Raw genomic sequence first — 25,799 nt, forward strand, 5'->3', positions numbered from 1 at the left:
CAGCAATGGCCTTAACCCTTAAATACAAAGTTGATGGAGGTGATTTCAGCAAAGCCGGATATGCCTCCAGCCAGGTAAAAAAGAATCTGAAGCAACTGAGTATTGATACCCGCTTAATTAAGAACATTGTTGTTGCACTTTACGAAGCAGAAGTGAACATTGTGGCCCATGCCCATCATGGTCAGATTACTGTCATCATCACAACGCTTGAAGTGAAAATGATTGTCAGCGATGAAGGACCGGGAATTGAGGATGTTGAGCAGGCCATGCAGGAAGGTTTTTCAACTGCCTCGGACAAGGTACGACAAATGGGCTTTGGTGCAGGAATGGGGCTTCCCAATATCAGGCGAAATGTCGACGAGCTATCAATCGATACATTGGTCGGAAAGGGAACCACTTTAACCATGATAAAAAAGATTGCCAATGCCAGCTAACGAAACATTTCATCATGCACTGATTGTCGACGAAGAAAAATGCATTTGTTGTACTCATTGTGTGAAAGTTTGTCCAACCGAAGCAATACGGATTGTCGACGGGAAGGTGGTGATTCGCGAAGAGCGTTGCGTTGACTGTGGTGAGTGTGTTCGTGCCTGTCCGCAGAAGGCCATTGGCATTGATCACGACGACCTGGAACTGATCAATCAGTACAAGTACCGTGTGGCACTATTCCCCTCTGTGTTTTTGGGCCAGTTCCCTGAAAGAATTACAGAAGATAAAGTATATGCTTCACTTTTAAAAATTGGTTTCACTCATGCCTACGAAGTAGAACAGCCCATCGGAGTACTCAAGGAATTGTTACGTAAAGAAATTAAAAGCAATGATGCTGAACTGCCGCTGATATCCTCGTTTTGTCCGGCTGTAGTGCGCATGATTCAGATTAAGTATCCTTCGCTTACCGAATACATTGCGCGGGTAAAAGCACCCCACGATCTGGCAGCCCATTTTGTTCTTGAAAAGCTGCACAGGCAAGGCATTGCTCCCGAAGAGGTGGGTTTATTTTATATCACTCCCTGTGTAGCCAAAATTGCAGCAGTAAAAACACCGGTAAGTGAAAAAAAATCGGTGATAACTGGTGTGGTTAGCCCAAAGTTGCTTTATAACAAGGTGATGGCTGTGGCCGATGATATTGAGCCGGTCGACAGTAGTGAGCTGCGCAGTGAACTGACCAAGGAAGGAATACAATGGAGTCTTACCCATGGTGAAACCTGGTGGCAAACACGAAAAACCATGGCTGTTGACGGAATTCATAACGTAATCAGGTTTTTGGAAAGACTCGAAAATGACGAAATAAAAGACATCGATTTTATTGAACTCAGGGCCTGTGACCGCAGTTGTGCAGCCGGGGTTTTATTGTCACAAAATCGTTTTCTCACGGTCGAACGACTGAAAAGAAGAGCCAGGCGCTATCCAAGTGCTGAGAAAAAAATACAGGCCTCGGGCAGTAATCAATATGCTCATCTTGAATTAAAGGTGGTATCGGAGGAAGTAAAGCCCCGGCCATTGCTTCGTTTTGGCACCGACATGGAAAAAGCAATGGTGAGAATGCAGCGCGCACGTAACATCATGTGTCACCTGCCGGGAATCGATTGCGGAGCCTGTGGCGCCCCAAGCTGCGTGGCACTGGCCGAGGACATGGCCAATGGTCAGGCCAAAATGAGTGATTGCATTTTTGTGCAGCAACTATGGCAAAAAGATCATAAAGTAAAGCCCGAAAAGGCCTTTGAAAGAATGGAAAAAAAGTGGGGCGATAAGCGTTTCGATCCCGATTGTACCAAAATAGGAGCAAAAAATGAAAATAACTGAATTGGCAGAAGAACTTCAACTGAAAGTTTTTACAGGTGAAGCTTTGCTTGAGAAAGAGATTAGTGGTGGATACGTATCCGACTTACTGAGCGATGTGATGGGGAATGCTGCTGAAGGCAATGTGTGGCTTACCCTGCAAAATCATCTGAATGTAGTGGCCATTGCTTCGCTGAAGGAGTTGGCCTGTGTTATTCTGGTGAAAGGCATAGCCCCTTCGGCCGAGGTAATCGACAAAGCCCGGAACGAAGAAGTGGTAATGCTTGGAAGCAATGAGAATACTTTCGAACTGGCGGGCAAAGTTTTCAGGCTGTTGAATAACGAATGATCAAACCATGAAAGCTTACAGGGCCGACCTACATATTCACACCTTACTCTCACCTTGCGGAAGCCTGGAGATGAGCCCGGTGAATATTGTCAGAGCTGCCCTTGATGCGCAACTCGATCTGATTGCCATTACCGATCACAACAGCACCCTGCAGGCTCCACTCATCATGGAATTGGGGAAGAAAAACGGACTGATGGTAATTGGCGGAGCCGAGGTGAATACCCTGGAAGAAGTACACTGCCTGTGTTTATTCGGAAGCACTGTGTTGCTATCTGAATTTCAGAAATTTTTGAGCAGGCATCTTATAAAAGTAGCCAACCGGCCTGATTCTTTTGGAGAACAGATAGTGGTTGACGAACAGGAAATGATCGTTGCTGAAGAACCCTGGTTGCTGATTAATGCACTCGATGTACCAATGCTCGAAGTTGAAACAGAAGTGCACCGTCTGGGCGGACTGTTTATTCCGGCCCATATCGATCGGCCTTTTAACGGGCTGTTTAGCCAGCTGGGTTTTTTGCCACCTTCGCTTAATGCCGATGCTTTTGAGTTGTCGGCCAATGCCAATTGCGAAGCATGGTTAAACAGTCAAAAATTGCCTCCAAATGCAGCCGTTCTGCAAAATTCAGATGCCCACCGGCCCGAACAGGTTGGAAAAGGAACGAGCCTGTTAAAAATGAAAGAACTGTCGTTTGCTGAATTGAAAATGGCTTTGAGAAAGCAATCGGGCAGGGATGTGAATTGGCGTACTCCAATAGCATGATAACACAGTAATAGCGAATGAAGGAACTGTCATTACATATACTCGACATCGTTCAGAACTCAATCAGGGCTCAATCTACCTGCATTCAGATTGTGGTTTCCGAAGATCTTCGGAACGATAGATATGTGATTGAGATAGAAGACAATGGAACAGGGGTCGATGAGGAGACGCTCCGGCAATTGGCTGATCCTTTTTACACAACCCGAAGTACCCGGAAAGTAGGTCTGGGGCTTTCATTGTTAAAACAAAATGCAGAACAAACCGGAGGCGAATTAGCGATTTCGTCGGAGAAAGGAAAAGGGACAAAATTGAAAGCAGTTTTTGCCCATGCAAACATCGATCGTCCCATAATGGGCGATATCGCTGGCACCATGATTTTGCTCATAGGTTCAAATCCTTCAATTCATTTTATTTATAAGCACCAAACAGCCCTGAGTACTTTTGAACTCGACAGCAAGGAATTAAAGGAAGAATTGGAAGGTGTTCCGCTTACCCATCCTGATATTCGTAAGGCGGTAGGTGAATTGATCAATGAAAATCTCGAAATGATAGAAGCACATATTAACTAGGCAACTGGTTGAAAAAAAATAAACCATTATAAAACCACTACTTGAGCATGAAAGTAAAATCATTGGCCGATTTAAAAAAAATCAAAGCCGAAGTTCAGGAGAAGATCAAACTTCGTGAACATGGTGAAAACGCCGATAAAATGGTACAGATCAAAGTGGCCATGGCTACTTGTGGCATTGCATCGGGAGCGAAGGACATCATGAATTTTCTGATCGATGAACTCGAATACAAAGGTGTCGATGCCATTGTAACACAAACGGGTTGCATGGGCTATTGCTATGCCGAACCAACCATCGAAGTGATTGTTCCCGGAAGCAATCCGGTAATTTATGGCTTTGTCGACAAAGCCAAGGCAAGCGAAATCATCGATGAACACATCATTAAGGGCCGTATGGTTGACGGAGTAATTCCGGTTACTTATAAAACAATCGACGAGTAGTTTTAACTGCAAACATTTTAAAGATGGCTGAAAACAAAATGCATATTCTGGTTTGCGGAGGAACAGGTTGTCGTGCTTCGCAATCGGAAGAAATTTCGAATCAATTAAAGGCTGAGTTGGAAAACAAGGGTTTATCCGACGAAGTCAACGTTGTCAACACAGGTTGTTTTGGTTTCTGTGAAAAGGGACCTGTTGTAAAGGTGGTACCCGACAATACCTTTTATACCGAAGTTCGCCCTTCGGATGCTAAGACCATTGTTGAGGAACACGTGCTGAAAGGCCGCCAGGTAAAGCGCCTCCTGTACAAAAACCCTAAAAACGATTATCAGGTAACTAATTCAAGCGGAATCGATTTTTACAAGAAACAAATTCGTATTGCCCTTCGGAATTGTGGTTTCATCAATCCCGAGAACATCGATGAATACATTGCCCGTGACGGTTATGCCGCTCTTGGACTCGCGCTGGGTGAAATGACGCCCGAAGCAGTGATTCAGATAATTAAAGATTCCGGACTTCGCGGTCGTGGCGGCGGCGGTTTTCCTACCGGTTTGAAGTGGGAAATTACCAGCAAGGAAAAAAACGATCAGAAATATGTGGTTTGCAATGCCGACGAGGGCGATCCGGGTGCCTTTATGGACCGTTCGATACTCGAAGGGGATCCGCATTCGGTAATTGAGGCCATGGCCATTTGCGGCTACTGTATTGGAGCCAGCAAAGGTTTGGTCTACATCAGGGCTGAATATCCGCTTGCCATCGATCGTCTGCTTACCGCGCTGGAACAGGCACGTGAATATGGATTGCTGGGTGACGACATCATGAGTTCAGGTTTCAATTTCGACATTGAGTTGCGTTATGGAGCGGGCGCCTTTGTTTGCGGTGAAGAAACAGCATTGATTCACTCCATGGAAGGCTTACGCGGAGAACCTACCTTTAAACCACCTTTCCCTTCGGTTTCGGGTTATCTGGGCAAACCCACCAATGTTAACAATGTTGAAACCTTCGCCAACATCCCGGTAATCATCAACAAGGGTGCTGCCTGGTTTAGCAGTATTGGTACCGAAAAATCGAAGGGCACCAAGGTATTTGCTCTTGCAGGCAAGGTAAACAATGTCGGGCTCATTGAAGTTCCCATGGGAATTACCCTGCGTGAAGTGATCTTCGATATCGGCGGTGGCATCAGAGGAGGAAAGAAATTTAAATCGGTTCAGACTGGCGGACCATCGGGTGGCTGTTTGACCGAAAAAGACCTTGATATACCCATCGATTACGACAACCTGATTGCGGCCGGTTCGATGATGGGATCGGGAGGAATGATTGTAATGGACGAGGACGACTGCATGGTTTCAATTGCCAAGTTCTATCTTGAATTTACGCTCGATGAATCGTGTGGAAAATGTACTCCCTGCAGAATTGGAAATAAGCGACTGCACGAAATACTCGATAAAATAACCAGGGGAAAAGGAACTGAAGAAGATCTTGAACGACTTAATCTGCTGAGTAATGTAATTAAGGACACTTCACTTTGTGGATTGGGGCAAACTTCACCCAACCCTGTATTATCGACGCTTTTGAATTTTCGCGATGAGTACGAGGCCCATGTCAAGGAAGGGAAATGTCCTGCCGGCCAGTGTAAAGATTTGCTGAAATACGAAATCGACGCTGAGCTGTGTACCGGATGTACGCTTTGTTTCCGGAACTGCCCGGTTGGTGCTATCTCTGGCGAGCGCAAAGCCCCTCATTACATCGACCAGTCGTTGTGTATTAAATGTGGCGTATGCTTCCAGAAGTGTAAATTTAAAGCAATCAGCATTGTTTAATCTGTTCCGAAAAGAAAGTACAAAATGAGCAATATCAAATTAAGCATCGACAATAAAGAAGTTGAAGTAGCAAAAGGAACTACGATTCTCGATGCTGCAAAAAAAGTTGGAATCCACATTCCAACCCTTTGCCACATGAAACTGCACGACATGGGGATTGAGAATAAGCCCGGTGGATGCAGGGTTTGTGTGGTTGAAGTGGAAGGTCGCCGTAACCTGGCACCAGCCTGTGTTACCGAAGCAGCCGACGGAATGAAAATCAACAGTCATTCCATTCGGGTTGTGAATGCACGCCGCACCGTTACCGAACTGATCATTTCAGATCATCCTTTTGAGTGCCTTACCTGTGCCAAATCGGGCGAGTGTGAACTTCAGGATCTGGCCCATCAGATGGGAATTCGTGAAATTCATTTCGAAGGCGAAAAATCGGTGTACCGCGAAGATACTTCGCCAGCCATTATTCGCGACATGGACAAATGCATCATGTGTCGCCGTTGCGAAATGATGTGCAACGAAGTACAGACGGTAGGCGTTTTGTCTGCCATTAATCGTGGATTTCAGGCGGTGGTTGCCCCGGCTTTTGAAGAAAACCTCGACCATTCGGTATGTACCTATTGCGGTCAGTGTGTTGCCGTTTGCCCTACCGGGGCCTTAACCGAGGTAGACCATACACCTGCTGTGATCAGGGCCCTTTCAGATCCCACAAAAACAGTAGTGGTTCAAACGGCACCTGCTGTTCGTGCCGCGTTGGGTGAAGAGTTTGGTTTTGAGGCCGGTACCCTGGTTACCGGAAAAATGACCGCTGCCTTGCGACGCCTGGGTTTCGATTTTATATTCGATACCGATTTTGCAGCCGACCTTACCATCATGGAGGAAGGAACCGAGTTGCTCGACCGGTTGACCCGCCATTTAAACGGTGATAAAAGTGTTCAATTACCCATCCTTACCTCATGCTGCCCGGCATGGGTTAAGTTTTTTGAACATCAATTTCCCGACATGATCGACATTCCCTCATCGGCCAAATCACCACAGCAAATGTTTGGTGCCATTGCCAAGACCTACTTTGCCGAAAAACAAAAAATTGACCGTAAAGACCTGGTGGTCGTATCAGTAATGCCCTGCCTGGCCAAGAAATACGAATGTGGTCGCGATGAGTTTGCCGTTGATGGCAACCCCGATGTCGATTTTGCGATTTCGACCCGTGAATTGGCTGCCTTGATCAAACTGAGTAATATCGACTTTCAGACACTCCCTGATGAAGACTTTGATCATCCACTGGGTGAATCAACCGGAGCAGGAGTAATCTTCGGTACCACCGGTGGTGTTATTGAAGCCGCTGTGCGCACAGCTTACGAACTGCATACGAAAAAACCTTTGCCACGGCTCGATTTTGATGAGCTGCGTGGCATGGAAGGAGTTCGTGAAGCCACCATCGACTTCGACGGGCTGCCCATTAGAATTGGTATTGCACACGGACTTGGAAATGCCCGTAAACTGCTTGAAGACATTCGCAGTGGCAAATCACAGTTTCATGCCATCGAAATTATGAGTTGTCCCGGTGGTTGTATTGGAGGTGGTGGTCAGCCCTATCACCATAGCAATTCCGAAATTCTGATTAAACGACAGCAGGCAATTTATAAGGAGGATGGAATGAAAACCCTGCGTAAATCGCACGAAAATCCATACATCATTAAATTGTACGAAGAGTTTCTTGGAAAGCCGATGAGCGACAAAGCACATCATTTGCTGCATACCAGCTATTTCGACCGTAGTACCATATTTGAACAGGAAGATTAATATAAAAAGCCAACAGTCATGCCAAAAGTAAAATTATCAGAATATGCCACCAGCGTGATCGGTGAAGTTTGCGCCCGGTTTCGTCACGATGAGAAAGAACTGATTAATGTCTTGCATCAGGTACAGCAAAAGCTGGGCTATCTTCCTGCCGAAGTTCAGGAACTGATTGCCAAAGAGCTAAATACTTCAACAGCCAAAGTATATGGTGTTGTAACCTTTTATTCCTTCTTTACCATGCTTCCCAAGGGTGAACATCCCATTTCGGTGTGCATGGGTACCGCCTGCTATGTACGCGGTGCCGAACAGGTACTCGACGAACTGAGACGACAATTGAGAATTGATGTGGGAGAAACGACCGGCGACGGAAAATTTTCGCTTAATGCCTTGCGTTGCGTGGGAGCCTGCGGACTGGCACCAGTGGTGTTGGTTGGTGAGAAGGTCCATGGACGTGTGGCACCAGGCGATGTGCGTAAAATTCTGTCGGAATACAAAGAGGGCTGTCTAACTCATTGACATGTAATCGATTTGACATAAAAAAACAGGCTGTTCTGAATGGAATAGCCTGTTTTTATAAGAGTATGATAATGTGAGCTGTGAGTGTGTTCATATTAAATATTATTGCGATTGATCTAAGTTTTAGGATTTCTACTTGTGTGGAGGATCGCCAGGATGTAAATTGTCTTCTCCCTCAGAATAAAAAAAATACCATACGGAAAGCGTTCTGTTAAGGCCCTTCGGATATTTTTATAAATTATTTGAAACTGTTGTGGACTTTGCTTAATAGAGATGATTTTTTTATCTAATGCCAATAAAAACTCACTTCCTAAGCCCGCTTTTTTGTTATTATACCAATTTGCAGCTTCAACAGCGTCTGATTCTGCATAAGAAGTTACTATTAGTTTATACATCAAAATTGGTCATTAATTCTCGTTTTTACTTCTTCCCAACTAGATCCTTCATCCTGATTTGAATCAAAGAGTTTTAGTCTATCATCTAACAATTGTTTTGTTTCTGGTGATAAACCAAGTTGCTGAGCATCGCTTGAAATACTGTCCCAAATTGCCTCAATAACAGCAATACGTTCTGGAATACTCAGCTTTAATATGTCTTTGATGATTTGTGTCATGAAACAAATTTAAAGATTTTTTTTTTACAAATAGTGAATGATTTAGACTCGCGGGAAACAAGCTGGCCATAGGAATGTCTAAAACTCCTGAACAATGATTCAGACGAGTGGTTACTCTTATAAAGGATCATTAAATTTTCAAGTATGAGTGAAAGAATCTTAATTATAGGCGCTAATGGGAAAGTAGGAAGATTAACTGCACAAAAGTTGAAAGATGACCTTCGTTTTGAACCTGTTGCGATGTTGCGGAAAAAAGAGCAAAAAGCTTTTTTCGATCAGCTCGGAATTGAAAGCGTCTTGGGCGATCTTTCGTCGGATGTCGATCGCCTGGCAAAATTGATGAAAGGTTTCGATGCCATTGTGTTTACTGCCGGCTCAGGTGGCCAAACCGGTTACGATCAAACGCTGGCCATCGACCTCGATGGTGCGGTGAAAACCTTTGAAGCTGCCGAAAAGGCCGGAGTACACCGTTATGTAATGGTGAGTGCCATTCATGCCGATAAGCGGGATGCCTGGGAGCAAAGTGGAATTAAACCCTATTACATTGCCAAACATTATGCCGACCGTTTGCTGAGAGCCAGTTCGCTGAAATATACAATTTTGCGCCCGGCCCGTCTGCTCGATGAAGCGGGAACAGGAAAAATAGCTGCCTCATTGCTTGGTGCCAAACTGCAAATACCACGCGAAGATGTTGCTTCGGTCATTGTTGAGGTATTGAAAAGTGATAGTTCGCAGCGAAAGATTTTTGACCTGGTGAGTGGTGATGTACTCATCGATCAGCTGCTTTAAAAGGCTGAGAAATCAAACAAACATAAAAAAGCCACAACATTTTTTGCTGTGGCTTTTCTTAACTATTTTTCCTGCTACTTTTCGCGTATCCAGGTTTGGGTGCGGTACAGAAAACCAATGTATCCCCGCACATTGAGTTTACTGTCATCCTCTTTATCGACCCAGATTTTAACATCGTAATATTTACCATTGTCAGGATCGAGTATGCCATCATCGCCAACCCACTGACCATCATCCAGTGTGAGTCCGTCAATGATTTGCATTCCTTTAATTTTTTTCCCTTTCAGATGATCCTTGCATTCGGTGCAAAGCGGATCGTAATTGGGATCTTCGTTGAACAGCTGTACAATGGTTCCATAGAGTTTCCCGCCCTTTTTGGTGATTTCAACGATCGATTTTACTTCGCCGGTACCATCGTCAATGGTTTTCCATTTACCAACAATATCACCGGCAGCATGGGCCGTTACCGTGGCCATAAGTGCAAGAACAACAATGATAAGCGCTTTTTTCATTCGTCTTTATTTTTAATTTCTATTTGATAAAGAAAACTTTTTCTTTTGATATATAAAACAAAATACGCTTTTACAGCGCAATTTTCTGCTTATTGCAGCATCTTTTCAAGAGCAGCAAGTAAATCATTAAATTTTTCTTCACTGAATCCCGTACTCATTTTAGAAATTGTTCCTTCTTTATTGATAAGATAAGTACGGGGAATGTTTTGTTTTGCAAAAAGAGAAAAGAGCTTCCTTTCGGTATCGGCAAGTACCGGAAAGGTATATTTATTCTGATTCATAAATTTTTTCAGCTCGGCAGCGCTGTGTTCACGTCCGATAACCAGCAGCCTGAATTGATCATTGCTTCCATGGCGCTCCCATATCTTTTGCTGCACATGGGGGAGTTCCTTAACACAGGCAGGGCACCAGGTGGCAAAAAAGACCATAACAACGGTTTTTCCTTTCAGACTTTGATCTGAAATAAGCTGGCCATCGATTGTTTCGAGCTTGAAAGCGGGAAGCTGATCTCCTTCATTCAGAAAGTCGATTGAATTGCTTTGTGCTGCCAGTAGCAACGAGAAGAACAGTAGCAAGCCTGTTAAAGTGATATTTCGCATCAGAATTAAAGTATTTATTGCTGAAGTTTGCAACTTCGTTATTTTTGTGAAAATAGAATTTATATCAATTAAATCATAAAGAATGGATCGCAAAATTAGTCACCTGCAACCCGAAGTGGTATGGAGCTACTTTGAAGACATTTGTCAGGTACCCCGCCCGTCGAAGAAAGAAGAAAAAATAATTGCCTTTCTGGAAGCTTTTGCCCGGGCAAATCGTCTTGATTTTAAAAAGGATGAAGCCGGCAATGTACTCATTAGTGCGCCTGCAAGTCCTGGTTTCGAAAAGCTGCCAACAGTGATACTGCAATCTCACCTCGACATGGTATGCGAGAAAAATAACGAGGTGACCCACAATTTCGACACCGATCCGATTCAGCCCTACATCGATGGTGAATGGGTAAAAGCCCGCGGTACAACGCTGGGAGCCGACTGTGGCATAGGCATAGCTGCTTCGATGGCGGTGCTCACCGATAAGGAAACAGAACATGGTCCGCTTGAATGCCTGTTTACTGTTGATGAAGAAACCGGTTTAACCGGAGCCTTTGCCCTTCAACCTGATTTTATGAGCGGAAAAATCCTGTTAAACCTCGATTCGGAAGACGAAGGGGAGCTGTTCATTGGTTGTGCCGGAGGAGTTGATACCATTGCTTCCATTGAACACAAAAGAGAAGCCGTTCCGAAAGGATACTTCCCGCTAAAGATTAAAGTCTCGGGTTTACTGGGAGGGCATTCGGGCGACGACATTCACAAGGGGCGAGGGAATGCGATCAAAGTGCTGGTGCGTTTTCTTTGGGAAGCAGCTCAGCAATATGGTATTCGTCTTGCGAGTATCGACGGGGGCAATCTGCGAAATGCCATTGCCCGCGAAGCCAGTGCAGTGCTTATGGTTCAAAACGGATACAAAGAGAACCTGATGGCAGCCTTCAATATCTTTGCCAACGATGTCAAAGAAGAACTGGCCATTAATGAACCTTCGCTTCGTATGGAGCTGGGCTCATGCGATCAGCCTGAAACAGTAATAGAAGAAAATGCTTCATCCCGCCTTATTAACGCACTTTATGCCTGTCCTCACGGGATTCACAGCATGAGTTACCGAATGCCCGGTCTGGTTGAAACATCTACTAACCTGGCTTCGGTGAAAATGAAAAATGAACACCAGATTGAAGTAACTACCAGTCAACGCAGCGATCGTGAGAGCGGGAAAAAAGACATTGCATCGATGGTGAGTGCTGTTTTTGAAATGGCCGGCGCTTCGGTGCGTCAAACCGACGGCTATCCCGGCTGGGCACCCAATCCCGAATCGAAGGTGCTCGATGTGACTGTGCGCAGCTACAAGGAACTTTTCGGTGAAGCGCCCATTGTTCGTTCCATCCATGCAGGACTCGAATGTGGTCTTTTTCTTGAAAAGTATCCCGGACTCGACATGGTCTCCTTTGGTCCTACCATTCTGGGAGCTCATTCGCCCGATGAACGCATCAACATTGAAACAGTTCAGAAATTCTGGGCGCACCTGCAATTGATATTGAAAAGCATTGAGTAAACAAGGTAAGCCATATTCTTTCAGAAACAAAAAAGCATGAAGGTACTGGTCATGTATACTTCGCGTTTTGCCTGGACACCACAGGTGAAAAATGTTGAAACAGTCGAAACAGTGAGCGATGGGGCCGTCGTTCACGATTGTATGGTCGCTTTTATACAGGTTGAAGCCGAAGATGAGGAAAAAGATCTGCTAAGCCGGGAAAAAAAACTGGTCAATCATTTGAAATGGACCCTGAGGAAGAATGAGTCACAGCGAATGGTGTTGCACTCCTTTGCTCATTTGTCGGAGTCGAAGGCTTCGTTGGAGTTTACCCGGCAGGTGTTTGAAAAGGCCGAAGAAAGACTTGGGAAGGCCGGCATCGAAACCTTTCAAACTCCGTTTGGATATTTTCTCGATCTCGACATTCAGGCTCCGGGTTTTTCTCTGGCCCGTATTTGGAAATCATTGTAGTTAAAGCTGATTCAGGATCTCGCATCAACGAATCGTAGGGACGGCGCTGCATTCACAGCTATTCTTTCCTGTTTTGCTTATTGGTTCCTAATTTTCTTGTATTTTTGTGCACTGGAAAAGAATAAAATTATGTCAGAAGCATCCTTTGATCAACTTGTTTACTCCAAAAATGTCATTGAATTTGTTACAGTGGCCAATGAATATTGTGCTTTTGTTGAGAATCATGCACGTTTGAACCGGGTTGAGTTTATTGAGAAAGCACAAAAAATATTTCCGCTGTTGTACCTTAAAGCAAGCCTCTTGCCTGCAATCGATAACGACGGGCTCGAAACACCCGAGAAATTTGTAACTGAAGTCGATTACAGCTTTTTGCTTAACCGTATCAGTGAAAAACTGGCTCAATACGACAGCTATCTCGAAGTATTTGATGCCAAACTGCAGTTTTCGGAAGGAGCCATTGAAGCCAGTATCGCTGAAAACGTATGCGACATCTATCAGGATTTGAAGGATTTCTTAATGGCATTTCGTATTGGTACTTCCGAGATCATGGCCGATGCGCTGTGGGAGTGTAACAATAATTTTAAGAACTACTGGGGGCAAAAACTGGTGAATGGGCTGAGGGCACTGCATCAGCTGCTTTATGGAGAAGAGGAGCTTGATGATGACCAACCTGAGCTATTCGGAGCAGATGATGAGATCGAAGAATCAAAAAATAGCGATGTAAGCTGGGTAAGCAAACATTTCGACAGTTATTCCGACGAAGACTGAAAAACAAATCAATGACGTATAAAGAAGAAATCAGCAAAGAAGAATTAGCTCAACTTCCTTTAAAGCAATTTGAAGGGACAATTCACATAATCAATAATCAGTACGAAGTAGAAGCAGCAGTTGAATACCTGAACCAGTTTGCATACCTGGGCTTTGATACCGAAACCAAACCTTCGTTTAAGAAAGGGCAGGTAAACAGGGTGGCGCTTTTGCAATTGTCTACAGCCGATACAACTTTTCTATTCAGGGTTATTAATTATAAATTGCCAAAATCGCTCATTCGCCTGCTGGCCAATCCTGATATTGTAAAAGCAGGGGCAGCCATAAGGGATGATATCAAAGCGCTGCAAATCAACCAGCCTTTTAAGCCGGCAGGCTTTGTCGAATTGCAGGACGAAGCACAAAAGCTGGGGATCAATAACTTTAGTCTGAAGAAAATGGCGGGCATTGTTTTGGGAATCAAAATATCGAAGGCTCAACAACTCTCCAATTGGGAAGCAGCCGAACTGAGCGAGGCTCAATTGCGTTATGCCGCTACCGATTCCTGGATTTCTTACATGATTTACGAAAATTTTAGCAAGCACAATGGATAAGCAGTATACAAAAGTTGTATTAAAATCGGGAAAAGATCAGTCGGCCAAACGTTTTCATCCCTGGATCTTTTCGGGAGCCATTAAGAAAAGCTATGGTGCTCTTAACGAGGGCGATGTGGTGGTGGTTTATTCCAACAAGGATGAATTTCTGGGCTTGGGCCATTACCAGATCGGATCCATCGCCGTGCGCATTTTCTCATTTGAGGAATGCGAGATTGATGAAGCATTCTGGAAGAAGAAACTTCAGGCAGCCTACGATATGCGAAAACGCATCGGGCTCACCTCATCGGCAGCTACCAATGTATACCGTTTGGTCCATGCCGAAGGAGACGGACTGCCAGGATTAATCATTGACTTCTACAATGGAACAGCCGTGATGCAAATGCATTCAATAGGGATGTACCAGATGCGCAATGAACTGGCTGCCTATCTGAAGGAAATAATGGGAGAGGAGCTGCTTGCTGTTTACGACAAAAGTGAAAAAACCATTCCGTTCAAAGCCGATATTCAGCCACACGACGGTTTCCTGCTGGGAAGCACTCAGCCGGGCGTTGTTTCAGAATATGGCAATTTGTTTAAGGTCGATTGGGAAGAAGGCCAGAAAACGGGTTTCTTCATCGATCAGCGTGAGAACCGCTATCTTTTGCAGCATTATGCCAAAGGACGCGACGTACTGAACATGTTTTGCTATACCGGCGGCTTTTCATTTTTTGCCATGAAGGGGGGTGCCAATAAAGTGCATTCGGTTGATGCTTCGGGCAGGGCCATCGATCTGACCCGTGAGAATGTAGCACTGAATTTTCCCGACGATCAGCGTCACGAAGCCATTGTGGCCGATGCATTCGATTATCTGAAAGACATCAAGGACCGGTACGATCTGATTGTGCTCGACCCGCCGGCTTTTGCCAAACACCGCGATGCCTTGTCGAGAGCCCTGCAGGGTTACAAACGCATCAATGCACGTGCTTTTGAGCAAATCAGGCCGGGTGGTATTGTATTTACCTTCAGCTGTTCGCAGGTAGTTAGTAAGGAGAAGTTCCGTGAAGCGGTATTCTCGGGTGCTGCCATTGCTGGTCGCAATGTAAGGGTATTGCATCAACTGACCCAGCCCGCCGATCATCCTGTCAGCATTTATCATCCCGAAGGTGAATACCTGAAGGGGCTGGTGTTGTACGTCGAATAGTACAGCAAAACAGCAGTTTCAAAAAAAAAATAACAGCATTGGCGAAGAAAGGCCGGCGGTATTCATTTACTGCCGGCTTTTAATTTTCCGAATTAAAATAGGCCACCAGCCTGATCAGCTCCTTCGCCTGTCTTTCCAATTCAGAAGCACTGGCTGCCATTTCCTGCGATGCGGCTGCATTTTCCTGACTAAAATCAAGCAGGTGCGATACCGCTTGTTTTACCTGTAGGGTATGTGTTTCCTGCTCGTTACTAAGCATGCTGATATCGCGGGCCAATAGTGAGGTGCTGTTGATGGGTTTGAGCAGTGAGTCGACTCCTTTGCTGATGGTGGCCGAAACATCCAGTTGTACTTCGGTGGTATTTTTGATGGTTTCGGCCGCTTCGCGACTGATTTGTGAGAGCCGCTTTATTTCGTCGGCAATTACTTTAAATCCTGATCCTTTATCTCCTGATCGGGCAGCTTCTACTGCCGCATTCAATGCCAGAATGGTGGTTTGATTGGCGATTGATTCGATCAGCGAAATTTTGTCACCGATGGCCTGACTGGTTTGCAACGAATGATCGGTCACTGCTTTCACCTGATTAATTTCAGATCGTACTCTTTCGGCATATTCATCGGCAGCACTTGCATTGGATGAATTCTTAGAAATCTTATTTCCAATAATTTCGATGGCATCCGATATTTGATCGACCGTTGAAGCCTGCGCGGTTGCGCCCGACGATAATTGATGAGCACTGTTGGTAAAGTGCTGACTGGCCAGTACCAGCTGATCGGCATTGTGATAAATTTCTGAAATGATGGAAGATAACTGGTCGGTCATGATGATTACCGATTGTAATACGCCGCTTGGTTTTTTGCGGTATCTTTTTTCAATTTTCAGCTTACCTTCAGCAGCTCGTTTTGCCAGGATGGCAACGGTTTCGGGTTCTCCACCCATCAGTTTGTACATTCCGCTGACAATGAAAGAAATGATGATCATGGCTGTCAGAGTGCAGCCAATAATGAAAATAAACAGCAACAATTTGGCACGTTGAATGTATTGCTCTGTTTTGTTCGAAATCAAAGCATTTACATGCTCGATGGCCTTGTTTAGTTCAAGCGAAGTATTGTTCAGTGTTTTTGTTAATCCTTTATCGAGCGATATTCCAATATTTTTGTCCCTTTCGAGTACCAGCAGGAACGATTGATGATATTCTTCAAGCAGCTTTAAAAGCTGTTCTTTTTTTCGCTTGGAAATTCCCGAGCCCTGAATGTAATCGCTGAAAGCCTGAAGTTCGTTTTCGAAGCGAATACGATAAGAAAGGTCTCTTCGGAGTAAATAGTCCTTCTCGTGTCTGCGCAGTGTGAGCATGTGCACACTCATGGGCTTGTTGACTGTTTTGGCAATCTCTTCTTCTACATTGTGAATGGCCGTTCTCATGATCCCCACAGTGCCCCAGTCTTTAAAACCCATTTCTTTGGTGCTTTTTGTATAGTTGTGAAATGACTGCCGATAACTTTCGAGCAGTGAACTGATCTGGCTGATCTTTTCTTTGCTGTTTATTTTATTGATGAACTGATTATTTAAGAGTTCATTACAGATGCTCTCCGAGTTGTTTATGGCATCATTGAAAGCAATGATGTGGATACTTCTTCCATTTTGAAAGAATTGCGGGTTGCGCAAATCCCATCGGATGAAATTGTTTTCATGCTGTTTCAGTTCAAGCGACAGGCTGTAAAGCTGGTGGACTTCCTTGTCGGTTTGGTTGAGTTTTCTGATGGAGTTGAATGACAGATGCGTATACCAGCCAATGGCAGTAAAGGTGAGTGCGATGACGGTAAAAAGCAGAAAAAAACGTGTTTTTAGTTTCATGGGTTAATATACCTGGTTAAGTCGGTGTAAAAATAAACCCGCATTATTTTATGAATACTAACTCGAAATTATCATAATGTAAAATGCCGTATCGATAAAATAATTCATTAACAATTTTATCATAAAAAACCGGTCATCCCGGCTTCGTTTTTAATCGTGAATTATGGCAATGTTAATAAAATGGAAATAAAAAAAGGAGCAGTTATTTGACCGCTCCTTTGATTATCTGAATGATGTTATTTACTTATTCATTGACTGTTGCCCCTTCTTCTTTGCCTACCTGAAAGAAGGAAATGGTTTTCTTCAACTTATCGGCCAACGATGAAAGATCGTGCGATGAGTTGGCCATGTTTTCGGAGCTGTAGGCATTTTGCTGGGCGATGTTGTTCAACTGTTGAATGGCATTGTTGATTTGGTTGATACCAGCTTCCTGTTCATTACTGGCCAGTTTGATGCCCTGAATCAGCTGGGCAGTTTTTTCAATTTCAGGAACAATGTTTTTGAGTTTAACACCTGCCTCATCGGAAGCTACAACGGTATCACGCGATACCTTGTTGATGATTTCGGCTGCTTCCTTACTGCTGTCGGCCAGGCGTTTTACCTCAGCGGCAACAACGGCAAAACCTCGTCCGTGCTCACCGGCACGAGCTGCTTCAACCGCCGCGTTGAGTGCCAAAATGTTGGTCTGGAAAGCCAGATCGCCAATGAAGCCAATGCGTTCGATAATGGCATTCAGTGATTTCGATGCCAGTTCGGTGGCCTTATTCCCATCGCGAATGCCATCGACCGAGGCCATGGCAATTTCTTCGGTGGTATTGGCATTTTCGGCATTTTGCAGGAAGTTGGCATGCAACTCTTCGATCGAACTTGAAATTTCTTCGGTGGTAGCTGCCTGATCGGTGGCTGTTTCACTCAGTTCGGTGGCATTCTTATTCATTTTCTGACTGGCCACAAAAATGTTCTCGATGCCCGACGAAATGTCTTCGACAATAAATTTCAATTGGTTGTTCATCCGGTTAAGGGCCGTCATCAACTCTCCAATTTCATCTTTCCGTGATACCTCGCGCTGACGATGCAATACACCATTGGAAATATTCTGCGCAATTTTAAGTCCTTCCTTAATTGATCGTGTGATCGAGGTAGAGATGGCATAACCCAGTGCAATACCGATAATCAGAATGATCACCATGATCATGTTCAGCGAGATGCGCGATTCGGATATGATGCTGTTGGTTTCTTCGGTCATTTCGGTGATCTGATCCACTCCAACATCGGCAAGTGCCATGATGTCGACCTTCATCAGATCTTCCAGTTCATTTCTTTTCAACTCAATGATCCGGGCCTTTTTATATCCTTCGATTAAATTTTCTGCAGCATTAAGGGCAGTACGCGCTTTCGAGGCGTTGGTTCCCGCGAGGCCACCAAGGTTGGCCCTGGCACGGTTCAGGTAACGGTTGGCTTCTTCCAGCTGATGGGGTTTACGTTCATTTACAGCATTTACAATAAGGTAGCCGGCAGCATTCAGGTTGTTTAAGGCCTCGCTTCCGGCCGCTGTACCCTGAAGACTCTTCAGGCTGGTGTTAAAAGTTACCAACAATTCATCGTTGGCCTTCACCTGCTCGTGATAGTTTTCGATATGACCGGTGAATTCACCAAGCGACGACCTGATTTCTTTAAGCTTTTCGGTATTCAAGCTTGAACTCTTTGCATTTTCGGAGATCGAAATCAGGGCATCCATCGAATGACTGAACTGCGTAATGTACTGATTGGCCCGGTTCAGGTAGTACTGATTTCTTACATGATCGTAGGCCTGAAGGTTGATCATGATTTCGCGCCAGTCCTTATCGGCACGTACCGATTCGTTGACCGAAGGAAGTGATTCCTGTGCCAGTGAACGCGTTTCATCCTGAATTTTCATCATACTAATGGTTGCAATCGCCCCAATAATTGCCGCCAGTAGTATAAGCAGTCCGAATCCGGATCCAATTTTAAAACCTATTTTAAGGTCATTCCATTTACGAAATCCAAACGAACGCTTCGACTTCTTGCTATTTTCCCTTTTTCCCATTATGATTAATCAGTTAGTTATCTTCAAAAAAAAACAATATCCAGGATTGGTCACTGTTGACAAACAGTACAAATCATTGGTTTGAATGATACATTTTACGGATGAGTACGAAAATAAAAAAAATTAGTTTAACAAGTTGAAAAAAGAGATTTATTTACCCCCGGGCCAAATTATTTCTTTGCAAACATGAAAAACTTGCAATTAAAATTATTTTTGTAAAACAATGTCTGTTTTACTGATACTATTTTCAACGGGGAACTGATTTTTCTAAATAACTTGTTAAAGATGAAAACTTACCGATTATTTGTTTTTGTATTATTCATTTTGGTGTTTTTCTCAGGCTGTAAGCAGGGAGGAGACATTACCATTGGTTTTTTAATGCCCGATGGGGAAGGATCGCGCTGGCCCATCGATCAAAGTTATGTTGAAGCAGCAGCACGACAACAGGGGGTTGAAATCGTTTCAAGGTTTGTTGAGAACGATGAAAACATGCAGCAAAAGCAAGCCACTGAATTGCTTGAACTGGGCGTAGATGTGCTAATTGTGGTTTCGGTAAATGCCAACACGGCAGCAGCCATTGTTCGTGATGCACACAACTACGATGTACCCGTTGTGGCCTACGACCGTTTGATCCGTAATTCGGATGTCGATTATTACGTAAGTTTTGAAGGAGCAAGTATCGGTAAGGTCATGCTCGATCATGCCATCTCAAAAGTACCAAAGGGTAATTATGTAATGCTTTGGGGCGACCCGGGCGACCTGAATGCGGTATTTATAAAAGAAGCCCAGGAAGAATACCTGAAACCCTTTGTCGATCGTGGCGATATTAACATTGTTTACAAAGGCTATGTCGATAACTGGACGGCCGAGAACGCCTACCATAAGATGTCGGAGATACTCGATTTTTCAGATCAAAAAATCGATGCAGTGGTTACCAGTTACGATGGTTTGGCAGTGGGTGCATTGGAGGCCATTCGTGAACATCCCGAACAGGATATCAAAGTGCTGACCGGCCAGGATGCTGAAATGCAGGCCATACAGGCACTCTTAAACGATGAAATGAGTCTGACTGTTTACAAGTCGATCAAAACCATTGCATCGGCCGCTGTTGATGTGGCGGTAAAACTGGCCCGAGGTGAAAAAATTGCCGTGGCCGAAAGTAAGGTGAACAACGGGAGGGTCGATGTTCCTTCCTTATTGCTTGATCCGGTGCCTGTTACAAAGAATACCATTCGTTCGACGGTGATTGCTGATGGCTATTATACCGAAGAAGAAGTATACGGAAACTGATTGTTTCTGCAGTATATTCACAATATGAGGATGTGACTTAATTGTTACATCCTTTTTTATTCCCTTTCATTTATTTTTTCATTGGCTGAATCGGTTTATCTTTGGCCCATCCAAAATTTTATCAGCAAGCATCATGCAGGAAAAAATCTTAATTCTTGATTTTGGTTCACAATACACTCAGCTCATCGGGCGCAGGGTGCGTGAGCTGAATGTTTATTGCGAAATTCACCCCTTTAATCATTTCCCCGAAATTGACGAAAGCGTTAAAGGGGTAATTCTGTCGGGAAGTCCTTATTCAGTGCGCGACGAGGAGGGACCTCGTATCGATCTGTCGGGCATAAAAGGCAAATATCCGGTGTTGGGTGTTTGTTACGGTGCCCAGTACATGGCCCACTTTTTCGGAGGTCATGTAGCACCATCGAACAGCCGCGAGTACGGCAGGGCCAACCTGAAGTACATCAATCACGAAAATGAACTTTTTACCGGCATGACGGCTGGCAGCCAGGTATGGATGTCGCATGGTGATACCATTGAAAAGCTGCCCGAGAATTATAGGGTAATTGCCAGTACCGACGATGTGGAAAATGCTGCCTATAAAATTGAAGGGGAAGCAAGTTATGCCATCCAGTTTCACCCCGAAGTATACCATACCACCGAAGGCAGTCAGCTGCTTTACAACTTTGTGGTGAACATTTGTCATTGTAAGCAAAACTGGACTCCAGCCTCGTTTATCGATTCAACCGTAAAGGAACTGCAAAGTGTTTTGGCCAACGACAAGGTGGTTTTAGGTTTGTCGGGCGGTGTGGATTCAACAGTGGCTGCTGTTTTGCTGCACCAGGCCATCGGAACCAGGCTGACCTGCATTTTTGTGGATAACGGCTTGCTGAGAAAGGATGAATTCGAGAATGTGCTGGAACAATACCACGGCATGGGACTGAATGTGATTGGTGTTGATGCCAAAAAGAAATTCTGGGACGATCTGGCCGGAATTACCGATCCTGAGCAGAAAAGAAAGGTCATTGGCCGCGACTTCATCGAAGTATTCGATGCCGAAGCGCATAAAATTACCGAAGTGAAATGGCTGGCCCAGGGAACCATTTATCCCGACGTGATCGAATCGGTATCGGTGAACGGCCCTTCGGCCACCATCAAGTCGCATCACAATGTGGGAGGGCTGCCCGAAAAAATGAATCTGAAAGTGGTTGAACCGCTTAAAGCCCTTTTTAAGGATGAAGTGCGAAGGGTAGGGCACGAGCTGGGAATTAGTCCCCGCTTACTGGGGCGTCATCCCTTCCCGGGCCCCGGACTTGGCATTCGCATACTTAGCGACATCACTCCCGAAAAGGTGCGTATACTGCAGGAAGCCGATGATATCTTTATTCGTGAACTGCGTCGCTGGAATCTGTACGACGATGTATGGCAGGCCGGCGCAATGCTCTTACCGGTTCAGTCGGTAGGAGTGATGGGCGATGAGCGAACTTACGAAAATGTACTTGCCCTTCGTGCGGTGGCTTCAACCGATGGCATGACTGCCGACTGGGTACATCTGCCTTATGATTTTCTGGCTAAAGTTTCGAACGAAATCATCAATAAAGTAAAAGGAATTAACCGCGTGGTGTACGACATCAGCTCGAAACCACCGGCAACCATCGAGTGGGAATAGAAAGACGCAAGACGCACGATAAAAGACACAAGACGCAAGACAAAAGACGCAAGACAAAAGACACAAGACAAAAGACTGCTTGCGGTGTATACTTCATCTGCCAAGGAGTCAGTTTTAGCTGTCCAGAAGTGCGCTTCATCTGCCAAGGAGTCAGTTTTGACTGCCAAGGAGTCCGATTCAACTGCCAAGGAGTCAGTTTTGACTGCCAAGGAGTCCGATTCAAGTGCCAAGAAGTCAGCTTTGTATCGTTAGAGGTCTGTTTTAAGTCGTCAGAGGTAGGGTGCAAGTGAATCATTGTTAGATTTGGCTTGTGTAATGTAATGTGTGAGTGAATCATTGTCATGTTTGGGTCGTGCAAAGTGGTGTGCGACTGAATCAATGTCATGTTTGGGTCGTGCAAGGTGGTTTCAGCGTATCAGGTATCAAGTATCAAGATGCGGCTTAATGAATAGTTTCCGGTTCTCAGGAAAAGCCGTCAGCGCTTTAAATTGCCGTCAGCTTCAGCTGACGGGCCAGTATTGCATAAACACTCGCGGGCTTTAGCCCGAACCCGGCTGAATGATGATGTTAACATTTCAGACAAGGATGCTTTGCACCAGTCTTTTGCCAGCCTTCTGTAAATTCGGAAGAGCGGGGGAACATTAACGCCAAGTGTCCTGACACAACGCTCACCGTTCATTCAAAATCACTATATTTGCTCTATGAGTAAAAAAGAACAAATACTACAGATGATTATTCAGGTTGTTGATAAAACAGCTCCTGACTCAGAGGTTTATTTGTATGGTTCCCAAGCCAGAGGAAATGCCAAACAGTTTTCTGACTGGGATTTACTTATTCTGCTAAATCAACCTAATATTCCTTTTGAATTTGAAACAAAATTCATGGATGAATTTTATGAGTTAGAACTTGAAACAGGAGAGGTTATTTCACCCTTGATTTATTCCAAAAATGAATGGGATTTGAAATACGCTATTACCCCTTTGTTTGAAAATATTAAAAAAGAAGGAGTCAAACTCAAATGACAGGAACGAAAGAAGATTTGATAAAATATAGAATTGCCAGAGCAAAGGATACCTTTGAAGATGCTCAGATTCTTGCCGAAAGAGAGAAATGGAATTCAACAATAAACCGACTCTATTATTCTGCATATTATGCTGTTATGGCTTTGTTGCTTGATTCTGATTTAAAACCCGCCACACATAACGGAGCAAAATCAAATTTTTCGGAGTACTTCATCAAAACAGGCAAGATGGAGAAAGAATTTGGTAAAATATATTCTCAGCTGTTTACGTGGAGACAGAAAGGTGATTATGATGATTTGTATGATTTCGATAAAAATAAAGTATTTCCATATTTCGAACCTGTCAATAGACTCATTTCTACGATCGAAGAAATGATTGAGGACATATAAAATTCTACACGCGATTATTCTGAAGAGAAAGGTTTGATTGAAAAGAAGGATTGAAAAACCTAAGTTTGGAAGCGCGGATTGTAAGCTCAGCTAAATCGCACTGGTGCTTTGAACTTTCTTTGTGCAAATCAGAAAGAGTGGGTTGATGAATGGCTCCCGTTTCCAGGGACAAGCTGTCAGCGCTTTGAATTGCCGACAGCTTCAGTTGCCGGGCCAGGATTGCACAAACGCTCCCGGGCTTTAGCCCGAACCCAGTTGAATGATGATGTCAGCTTTTAAGACAAGGATGCTTTGCACCAGTCTTTTGCCAGCCTTCTGTAAATTCGGAAGAGCGGGGCGGGAGTGCCTAAATCATTACTCATAATTTTTATTTATGAGCAATTGTAAAGATTCTGTTTTAATGATAAATCTTTCGATAATTCCTGTTTCATCGATTGTCAAACCTTTAATGTTTTTACCACATGTCTCGCAATAATTTGTGTCCTTGTCATTGGCATGACCAGATTGACAGATATATTTTTCTTTTGCTTTTCCAATAGTTTTTTTCACTGTTACAATGGTGCCGACATCCTTGAATTTTGTTAGTTGTGAAATAATATTTTGCATTTGAATTAGATCCTCTGAAGTATATATGCTTTTATCGATATCTAAACATTGTATGGCTAATGATTTAAGATTTTTATTTAATAATTTCAAAATGTTTGAACTTGAGAACAACATTCCATTTTTTATAATACCTAGAATAGCTTCTGATTCAGTTTCAATGTAATTGTATAGGATGTTAATTGCACTTATCTCATCTAAGTTTTAAAGTATTCTGAGATGTTTCCCATTAGTAGTTTCTCGTCTTTGTGAAAAACGGTTTCGCTACTTTTTGAATAGGAGATGTATGTGGTTAAAAGTTTATCTGAAATTTCGATTATTGGGGAATTAAATAAATATTCCCAGTCTTTCTCATTAGGGAGTTTGTCTTCTGTAACCTTTTTAATTATTAATCTCCTTGTTACTTCACTCTTTAAAGTTTCCGAAGTTATTGGTGCTTGAGAATCGGTTATGATTGAATTCGGATTTATCTCTTGAATGATCTTGACTGCGGTACCAAAAGCAGAAATCATGAACATTGATTTCCCTTTTCCAGAAATTTCATCAAAATCTATTTTTAATCCAATTATTGCATTTGCTCCCAGGTCGTTAGCTTTTGCTTTAAGTTTATCTAAGGCAGCTTTATAGATCCCTTGTAGCTTATTTTGATATGAACTCGATTTTCCTCCAAATAAATCCACAAATGAAGCTCCTAGATCTGAAAATATATTTGTACCTACCACAACATTAATGGAAATTAATTCAAGGTAGTTGATAATAGATGCTCCTTCAATTGAGTTCGTAGTCGTTACAATAATTTTATCTTTCATCCTTAATGATTTTTGTGCGCCTTCACCACTTCTAAGTAAACGAATTTTAAAGATATTTTAAAATATATTATGTAAATGGACGGATTTGATGAGTGAATGGATCGATATGAAGCGTGAAGTGGAATTTTAACGACGAAGGCCAACACAAAGGAAATTTAATCTATTTGTGTTAGATCTACTGTCTGATTGAGTAACTCAACATTGAAATTTACCTTGGCATTTAATGCTTTAAAAACCTTGATTATTGTTTCAAATCTGGCATCTGTTAAACTATTCTCGATCTTTGAAATCTGGGCTTTTTTTACTCCTACCAATTCGCCAAGTTGTTCCTGAGTTAAATTTCTCTCTTTTCTCGCTTGTTTGATTGCCTCTCCAATTAAATCAAGTCTGAGCTCATTTTCAAACTCATCCCGCTTGGGTGTGCCAATTTTTCCGATATACTTATCTGTAATTTCGTCTAAGCTATAAGATTTTAGTCCTTTGTCTTTCATTGTCTCTGTCTTTTAAGTTCAAAATATTGTTTCCGTATCCGTTCTGCCTTATCAATCTCGCGCTGTGGTACTTTTCCCGTTTTTTTGACAGATCCGTGTGTTGTTACCACAATCGTCTGCATTTCATCTGTCTTGTCCTAAAATTGCTAATAGTCTAGAATGTGTTTTGTTGAATATAGTTCGAAATACCCAAATATCTCCTTTAAGTTTTTTGAACAACTCTTTGTTTGTTGAAAATTTGGCTTTAGTGATGTTGTAGATAACTTTATCTCTTGATTTCATATCAAGTTTATCAAGAAAATCAGCTGCATCTTCTAATATTTCGATCTTAAATCTTTCGATCATTGTCTCATTCTTTAGTCAAAGATAAAAGTTTCTTTATTGGGAAACAAATCTAACTGTAAGGCTGCAAAAATAAACTTGGGGTTAACATGTTTGTATTCCTCACATTGTCGTCATTTTATATTCACCACCGTATTATGGGGAGCATACATTTCGTGAAGCGAAAATTTAACCACGAAGGCCAAAACAATGGAAA

General features: G+C 43.5%; 29 protein-coding genes. 19 read left to right on the forward strand and 10 right to left on the reverse strand.

Going from position 1 to position 25,799, the window contains the following annotated elements; translation table 11 throughout:
* Nucleotides 1-5 precede the first annotated feature (5 nt).
* From FHS86_RS06665 to nuoE, 9 genes are read left to right on the forward strand one after another with little or no spacing between them, the layout of a single operon-like run.
* Nucleotides 6-434, forward strand: coding sequence for an ATP-binding protein (locus tag FHS86_RS06665; protein WP_429412199.1), 429 nt, complete (start codon nucleotides 6-8; stop codon nucleotides 432-434).
* On the forward strand, nucleotides 424-1,803 hold the full coding sequence (locus FHS86_RS06670) for a [Fe-Fe] hydrogenase large subunit C-terminal domain-containing protein (protein ID WP_429412200.1): 1,380 nt from the start codon (nucleotides 424-426) through the stop codon (nucleotides 1,801-1,803). The genes FHS86_RS06665 and FHS86_RS06670 overlap by 11 nt, the downstream gene beginning before the upstream one ends.
* Nucleotides 1,790-2,128, forward strand: a complete 339-nt coding sequence (locus tag FHS86_RS06675; protein ID WP_429412201.1) for a DRTGG domain-containing protein — start codon at nucleotides 1,790-1,792, stop codon at nucleotides 2,126-2,128. The genes FHS86_RS06670 and FHS86_RS06675 overlap by 14 nt, the downstream gene beginning before the upstream one ends.
* A 7-nt stretch (nucleotides 2,129-2,135) precedes the next feature.
* A complete protein-coding gene (locus FHS86_RS06680; protein ID WP_429412202.1) occupies nucleotides 2,136-2,888 on the forward strand; it encodes a PHP domain-containing protein in 753 nt (250 codons plus the stop codon).
* A 17-nt stretch (nucleotides 2,889-2,905) separates the two neighbouring features.
* Entirely contained in the window at nucleotides 2,906-3,457 is a 552-nt protein-coding gene (locus FHS86_RS06685) for an ATP-binding protein (RefSeq protein ID WP_429412203.1), read from the forward strand.
* A gap of 47 nt (nucleotides 3,458-3,504) precedes the next feature.
* The gene (locus FHS86_RS06690; RefSeq protein WP_429412204.1) at nucleotides 3,505-3,897 is read left to right on the forward strand and encodes a (2Fe-2S) ferredoxin domain-containing protein; all 393 of its coding nucleotides are present in this window, start codon (nucleotides 3,505-3,507) and stop codon (nucleotides 3,895-3,897) included.
* A 23-nt stretch (nucleotides 3,898-3,920) separates the two neighbouring features.
* A complete protein-coding gene (locus FHS86_RS06695; protein ID WP_429412205.1) occupies nucleotides 3,921-5,714 on the forward strand; it encodes an NADH-ubiquinone oxidoreductase-F iron-sulfur binding region domain-containing protein in 1,794 nt (597 codons plus the stop codon).
* A 24-nt stretch (nucleotides 5,715-5,738) separates the two neighbouring features.
* Nucleotides 5,739-7,511 carry an NADH-dependent [FeFe] hydrogenase, group A6 gene (locus tag FHS86_RS06700; protein WP_429412206.1) on the forward strand — a complete coding sequence of 591 codons (1,773 nt, stop codon included), beginning with the start codon at nucleotides 5,739-5,741 and terminating at the stop codon, nucleotides 7,509-7,511.
* A gap of 18 nt (nucleotides 7,512-7,529) precedes the next feature.
* Entirely contained in the window at nucleotides 7,530-8,024 is a 495-nt protein-coding gene (gene nuoE / locus FHS86_RS06705; RefSeq protein ID WP_429412207.1) for an NADH-quinone oxidoreductase subunit NuoE, read from the forward strand.
* A 116-nt stretch (nucleotides 8,025-8,140) separates the two neighbouring features.
* Here nuoE and FHS86_RS06710 read toward each other — a convergent pair whose 3' ends face one another.
* Both FHS86_RS06710 and FHS86_RS06715 read right to left on the reverse strand, forming a co-directional pair.
* Nucleotides 8,141-8,419 (reverse strand): type II toxin-antitoxin system RelE/ParE family toxin, encoded by a 279-nt coding sequence (locus FHS86_RS06710; RefSeq protein WP_429412208.1) that lies wholly within the window; start codon nucleotides 8,417-8,419, stop codon nucleotides 8,141-8,143.
* Nucleotides 8,419-8,637, reverse strand: a complete 219-nt coding sequence (locus FHS86_RS06715; RefSeq protein WP_429412209.1) for an addiction module protein — start codon at nucleotides 8,635-8,637, stop codon at nucleotides 8,419-8,421. Before FHS86_RS06715 ends, FHS86_RS06710 begins: the two co-directional genes overlap by 1 nt.
* A gap of 144 nt (nucleotides 8,638-8,781) precedes the next feature.
* On the opposite strand from FHS86_RS06715, the gene FHS86_RS06720 reads away from it, so the two are divergent.
* Nucleotides 8,782-9,426, forward strand: a complete 645-nt coding sequence (locus tag FHS86_RS06720) for an SDR family oxidoreductase (protein WP_429412210.1) — start codon at nucleotides 8,782-8,784, stop codon at nucleotides 9,424-9,426.
* Nucleotides 9,427-9,500: 74 nt separating this feature from the next.
* On the opposite strand, the gene FHS86_RS06725 is transcribed toward FHS86_RS06720, so the two are convergent.
* Together FHS86_RS06725 and FHS86_RS06730 are read right to left on the reverse strand one after the other, a co-directional pair.
* Complete coding sequence (locus FHS86_RS06725) at nucleotides 9,501-9,938, reverse strand: DUF2147 domain-containing protein (RefSeq protein WP_429412211.1); 438 nt, start codon at nucleotides 9,936-9,938, stop codon at nucleotides 9,501-9,503.
* Between the two features lie 89 nt (nucleotides 9,939-10,027).
* Nucleotides 10,028-10,537 carry a TlpA family protein disulfide reductase gene (locus FHS86_RS06730; protein ID WP_429412212.1) on the reverse strand — a complete coding sequence of 170 codons (510 nt, stop codon included), beginning with the start codon at nucleotides 10,535-10,537 and terminating at the stop codon, nucleotides 10,028-10,030.
* An 82-nt stretch (nucleotides 10,538-10,619) separates the two neighbouring features.
* On the opposite strand from FHS86_RS06730, the gene FHS86_RS06735 reads away from it, so the two are divergent.
* The 5 genes from FHS86_RS06735 (at nucleotide 10,620) to FHS86_RS06755 (ending at nucleotide 15,071) form a co-directional block, all read left to right on the forward strand.
* Entirely contained in the window at nucleotides 10,620-12,077 is a 1,458-nt protein-coding gene (locus tag FHS86_RS06735) for an aminoacyl-histidine dipeptidase (RefSeq protein WP_429412213.1), read from the forward strand.
* 36 nt (nucleotides 12,078-12,113) lie between these two features.
* Nucleotides 12,114-12,527 carry a threonyl-tRNA synthetase editing domain-containing protein gene (locus tag FHS86_RS06740; protein WP_429412214.1) on the forward strand — a complete coding sequence of 138 codons (414 nt, stop codon included), beginning with the start codon at nucleotides 12,114-12,116 and terminating at the stop codon, nucleotides 12,525-12,527.
* A 129-nt stretch (nucleotides 12,528-12,656) separates the two neighbouring features.
* Nucleotides 12,657-13,295 carry a DUF5063 domain-containing protein gene (locus FHS86_RS06745; protein ID WP_429412215.1) on the forward strand — a complete coding sequence of 213 codons (639 nt, stop codon included), beginning with the start codon at nucleotides 12,657-12,659 and terminating at the stop codon, nucleotides 13,293-13,295.
* A gap of 11 nt (nucleotides 13,296-13,306) precedes the next feature.
* Entirely contained in the window at nucleotides 13,307-13,888 is a 582-nt protein-coding gene (locus FHS86_RS06750) for a 3'-5' exonuclease (RefSeq protein WP_429412216.1), read from the forward strand.
* The gene (locus FHS86_RS06755; protein ID WP_429412218.1) at nucleotides 13,881-15,071 is read left to right on the forward strand and encodes a class I SAM-dependent rRNA methyltransferase; all 1,191 of its coding nucleotides are present in this window, start codon (nucleotides 13,881-13,883) and stop codon (nucleotides 15,069-15,071) included. The genes FHS86_RS06750 and FHS86_RS06755 overlap by 8 nt, the downstream gene beginning before the upstream one ends.
* A 79-nt stretch (nucleotides 15,072-15,150) precedes the next feature.
* On the opposite strand, the gene FHS86_RS06760 is transcribed toward FHS86_RS06755, so the two are convergent.
* Together FHS86_RS06760 and FHS86_RS06765 are read right to left on the reverse strand one after the other, a co-directional pair.
* On the reverse strand, nucleotides 15,151-16,926 hold the full coding sequence (locus FHS86_RS06760) for a methyl-accepting chemotaxis protein (RefSeq protein WP_429412219.1): 1,776 nt from the start codon (nucleotides 16,924-16,926) through the stop codon (nucleotides 15,151-15,153).
* A 244-nt stretch (nucleotides 16,927-17,170) separates the two neighbouring features.
* A complete protein-coding gene (locus FHS86_RS06765; protein WP_429412220.1) occupies nucleotides 17,171-18,994 on the reverse strand; it encodes a methyl-accepting chemotaxis protein in 1,824 nt (607 codons plus the stop codon).
* A gap of 285 nt (nucleotides 18,995-19,279) precedes the next feature.
* Here FHS86_RS06765 and FHS86_RS06770 point away from each other — a divergent pair, with 285 nt between their 5' ends.
* The 4 genes from FHS86_RS06770 to FHS86_RS06785 all read left to right on the forward strand — a co-directional run bounded on the left by FHS86_RS06770 (nucleotide 19,280) and on the right by FHS86_RS06785 (nucleotide 23,358).
* Entirely contained in the window at nucleotides 19,280-20,284 is a 1,005-nt protein-coding gene (locus FHS86_RS06770; RefSeq protein WP_429412221.1) for a sugar ABC transporter substrate-binding protein, read from the forward strand.
* A 133-nt stretch (nucleotides 20,285-20,417) separates the two neighbouring features.
* Entirely contained in the window at nucleotides 20,418-21,947 is a 1,530-nt protein-coding gene (gene guaA, locus FHS86_RS06775) for a glutamine-hydrolyzing GMP synthase (RefSeq protein WP_429412222.1), read from the forward strand.
* 701 nt (nucleotides 21,948-22,648) lie between these two features.
* Nucleotides 22,649-22,969 carry a nucleotidyltransferase domain-containing protein gene (locus tag FHS86_RS06780; RefSeq protein ID WP_429412223.1) on the forward strand — a complete coding sequence of 107 codons (321 nt, stop codon included), beginning with the start codon at nucleotides 22,649-22,651 and terminating at the stop codon, nucleotides 22,967-22,969.
* On the forward strand, nucleotides 22,966-23,358 hold the full coding sequence (locus FHS86_RS06785) for a HEPN domain-containing protein (protein ID WP_429412224.1): 393 nt from the start codon (nucleotides 22,966-22,968) through the stop codon (nucleotides 23,356-23,358). The genes FHS86_RS06780 and FHS86_RS06785 overlap by 4 nt, the downstream gene beginning before the upstream one ends.
* Nucleotides 23,359-23,712: 354 nt before the next feature.
* Here FHS86_RS06785 and FHS86_RS06790 read toward each other — a convergent pair whose 3' ends face one another.
* The 4 genes from FHS86_RS06790 to FHS86_RS06805 form a co-directional block, all read right to left on the reverse strand.
* On the reverse strand, nucleotides 23,713-24,054 hold the full coding sequence (locus FHS86_RS06790; RefSeq protein ID WP_429412225.1) for a hypothetical protein: 342 nt from the start codon (nucleotides 24,052-24,054) through the stop codon (nucleotides 23,713-23,715).
* A gap of 104 nt (nucleotides 24,055-24,158) precedes the next feature.
* Entirely contained in the window at nucleotides 24,159-24,770 is a 612-nt protein-coding gene (locus FHS86_RS06795) for a YbjQ family protein (protein ID WP_429412226.1), read from the reverse strand.
* Between the two features lie 155 nt (nucleotides 24,771-24,925).
* Nucleotides 24,926-25,261, reverse strand: coding sequence for a helix-turn-helix domain-containing protein (locus tag FHS86_RS06800; RefSeq protein WP_429412227.1), 336 nt, complete (start codon nucleotides 25,259-25,261; stop codon nucleotides 24,926-24,928).
* A 123-nt stretch (nucleotides 25,262-25,384) separates the two neighbouring features.
* A complete protein-coding gene (locus tag FHS86_RS06805) occupies nucleotides 25,385-25,606 on the reverse strand; it encodes a hypothetical protein (RefSeq protein WP_429412228.1) in 222 nt (73 codons plus the stop codon).
* Between the last annotated feature and the right edge of the window lie 193 nt (nucleotides 25,607-25,799).

The organism is Roseimarinus sediminis, assembly GCF_050433125.1.
GTDB lineage: Bacteria > Bacteroidota > Bacteroidia > Bacteroidales > Prolixibacteraceae > Roseimarinus > Roseimarinus sediminis.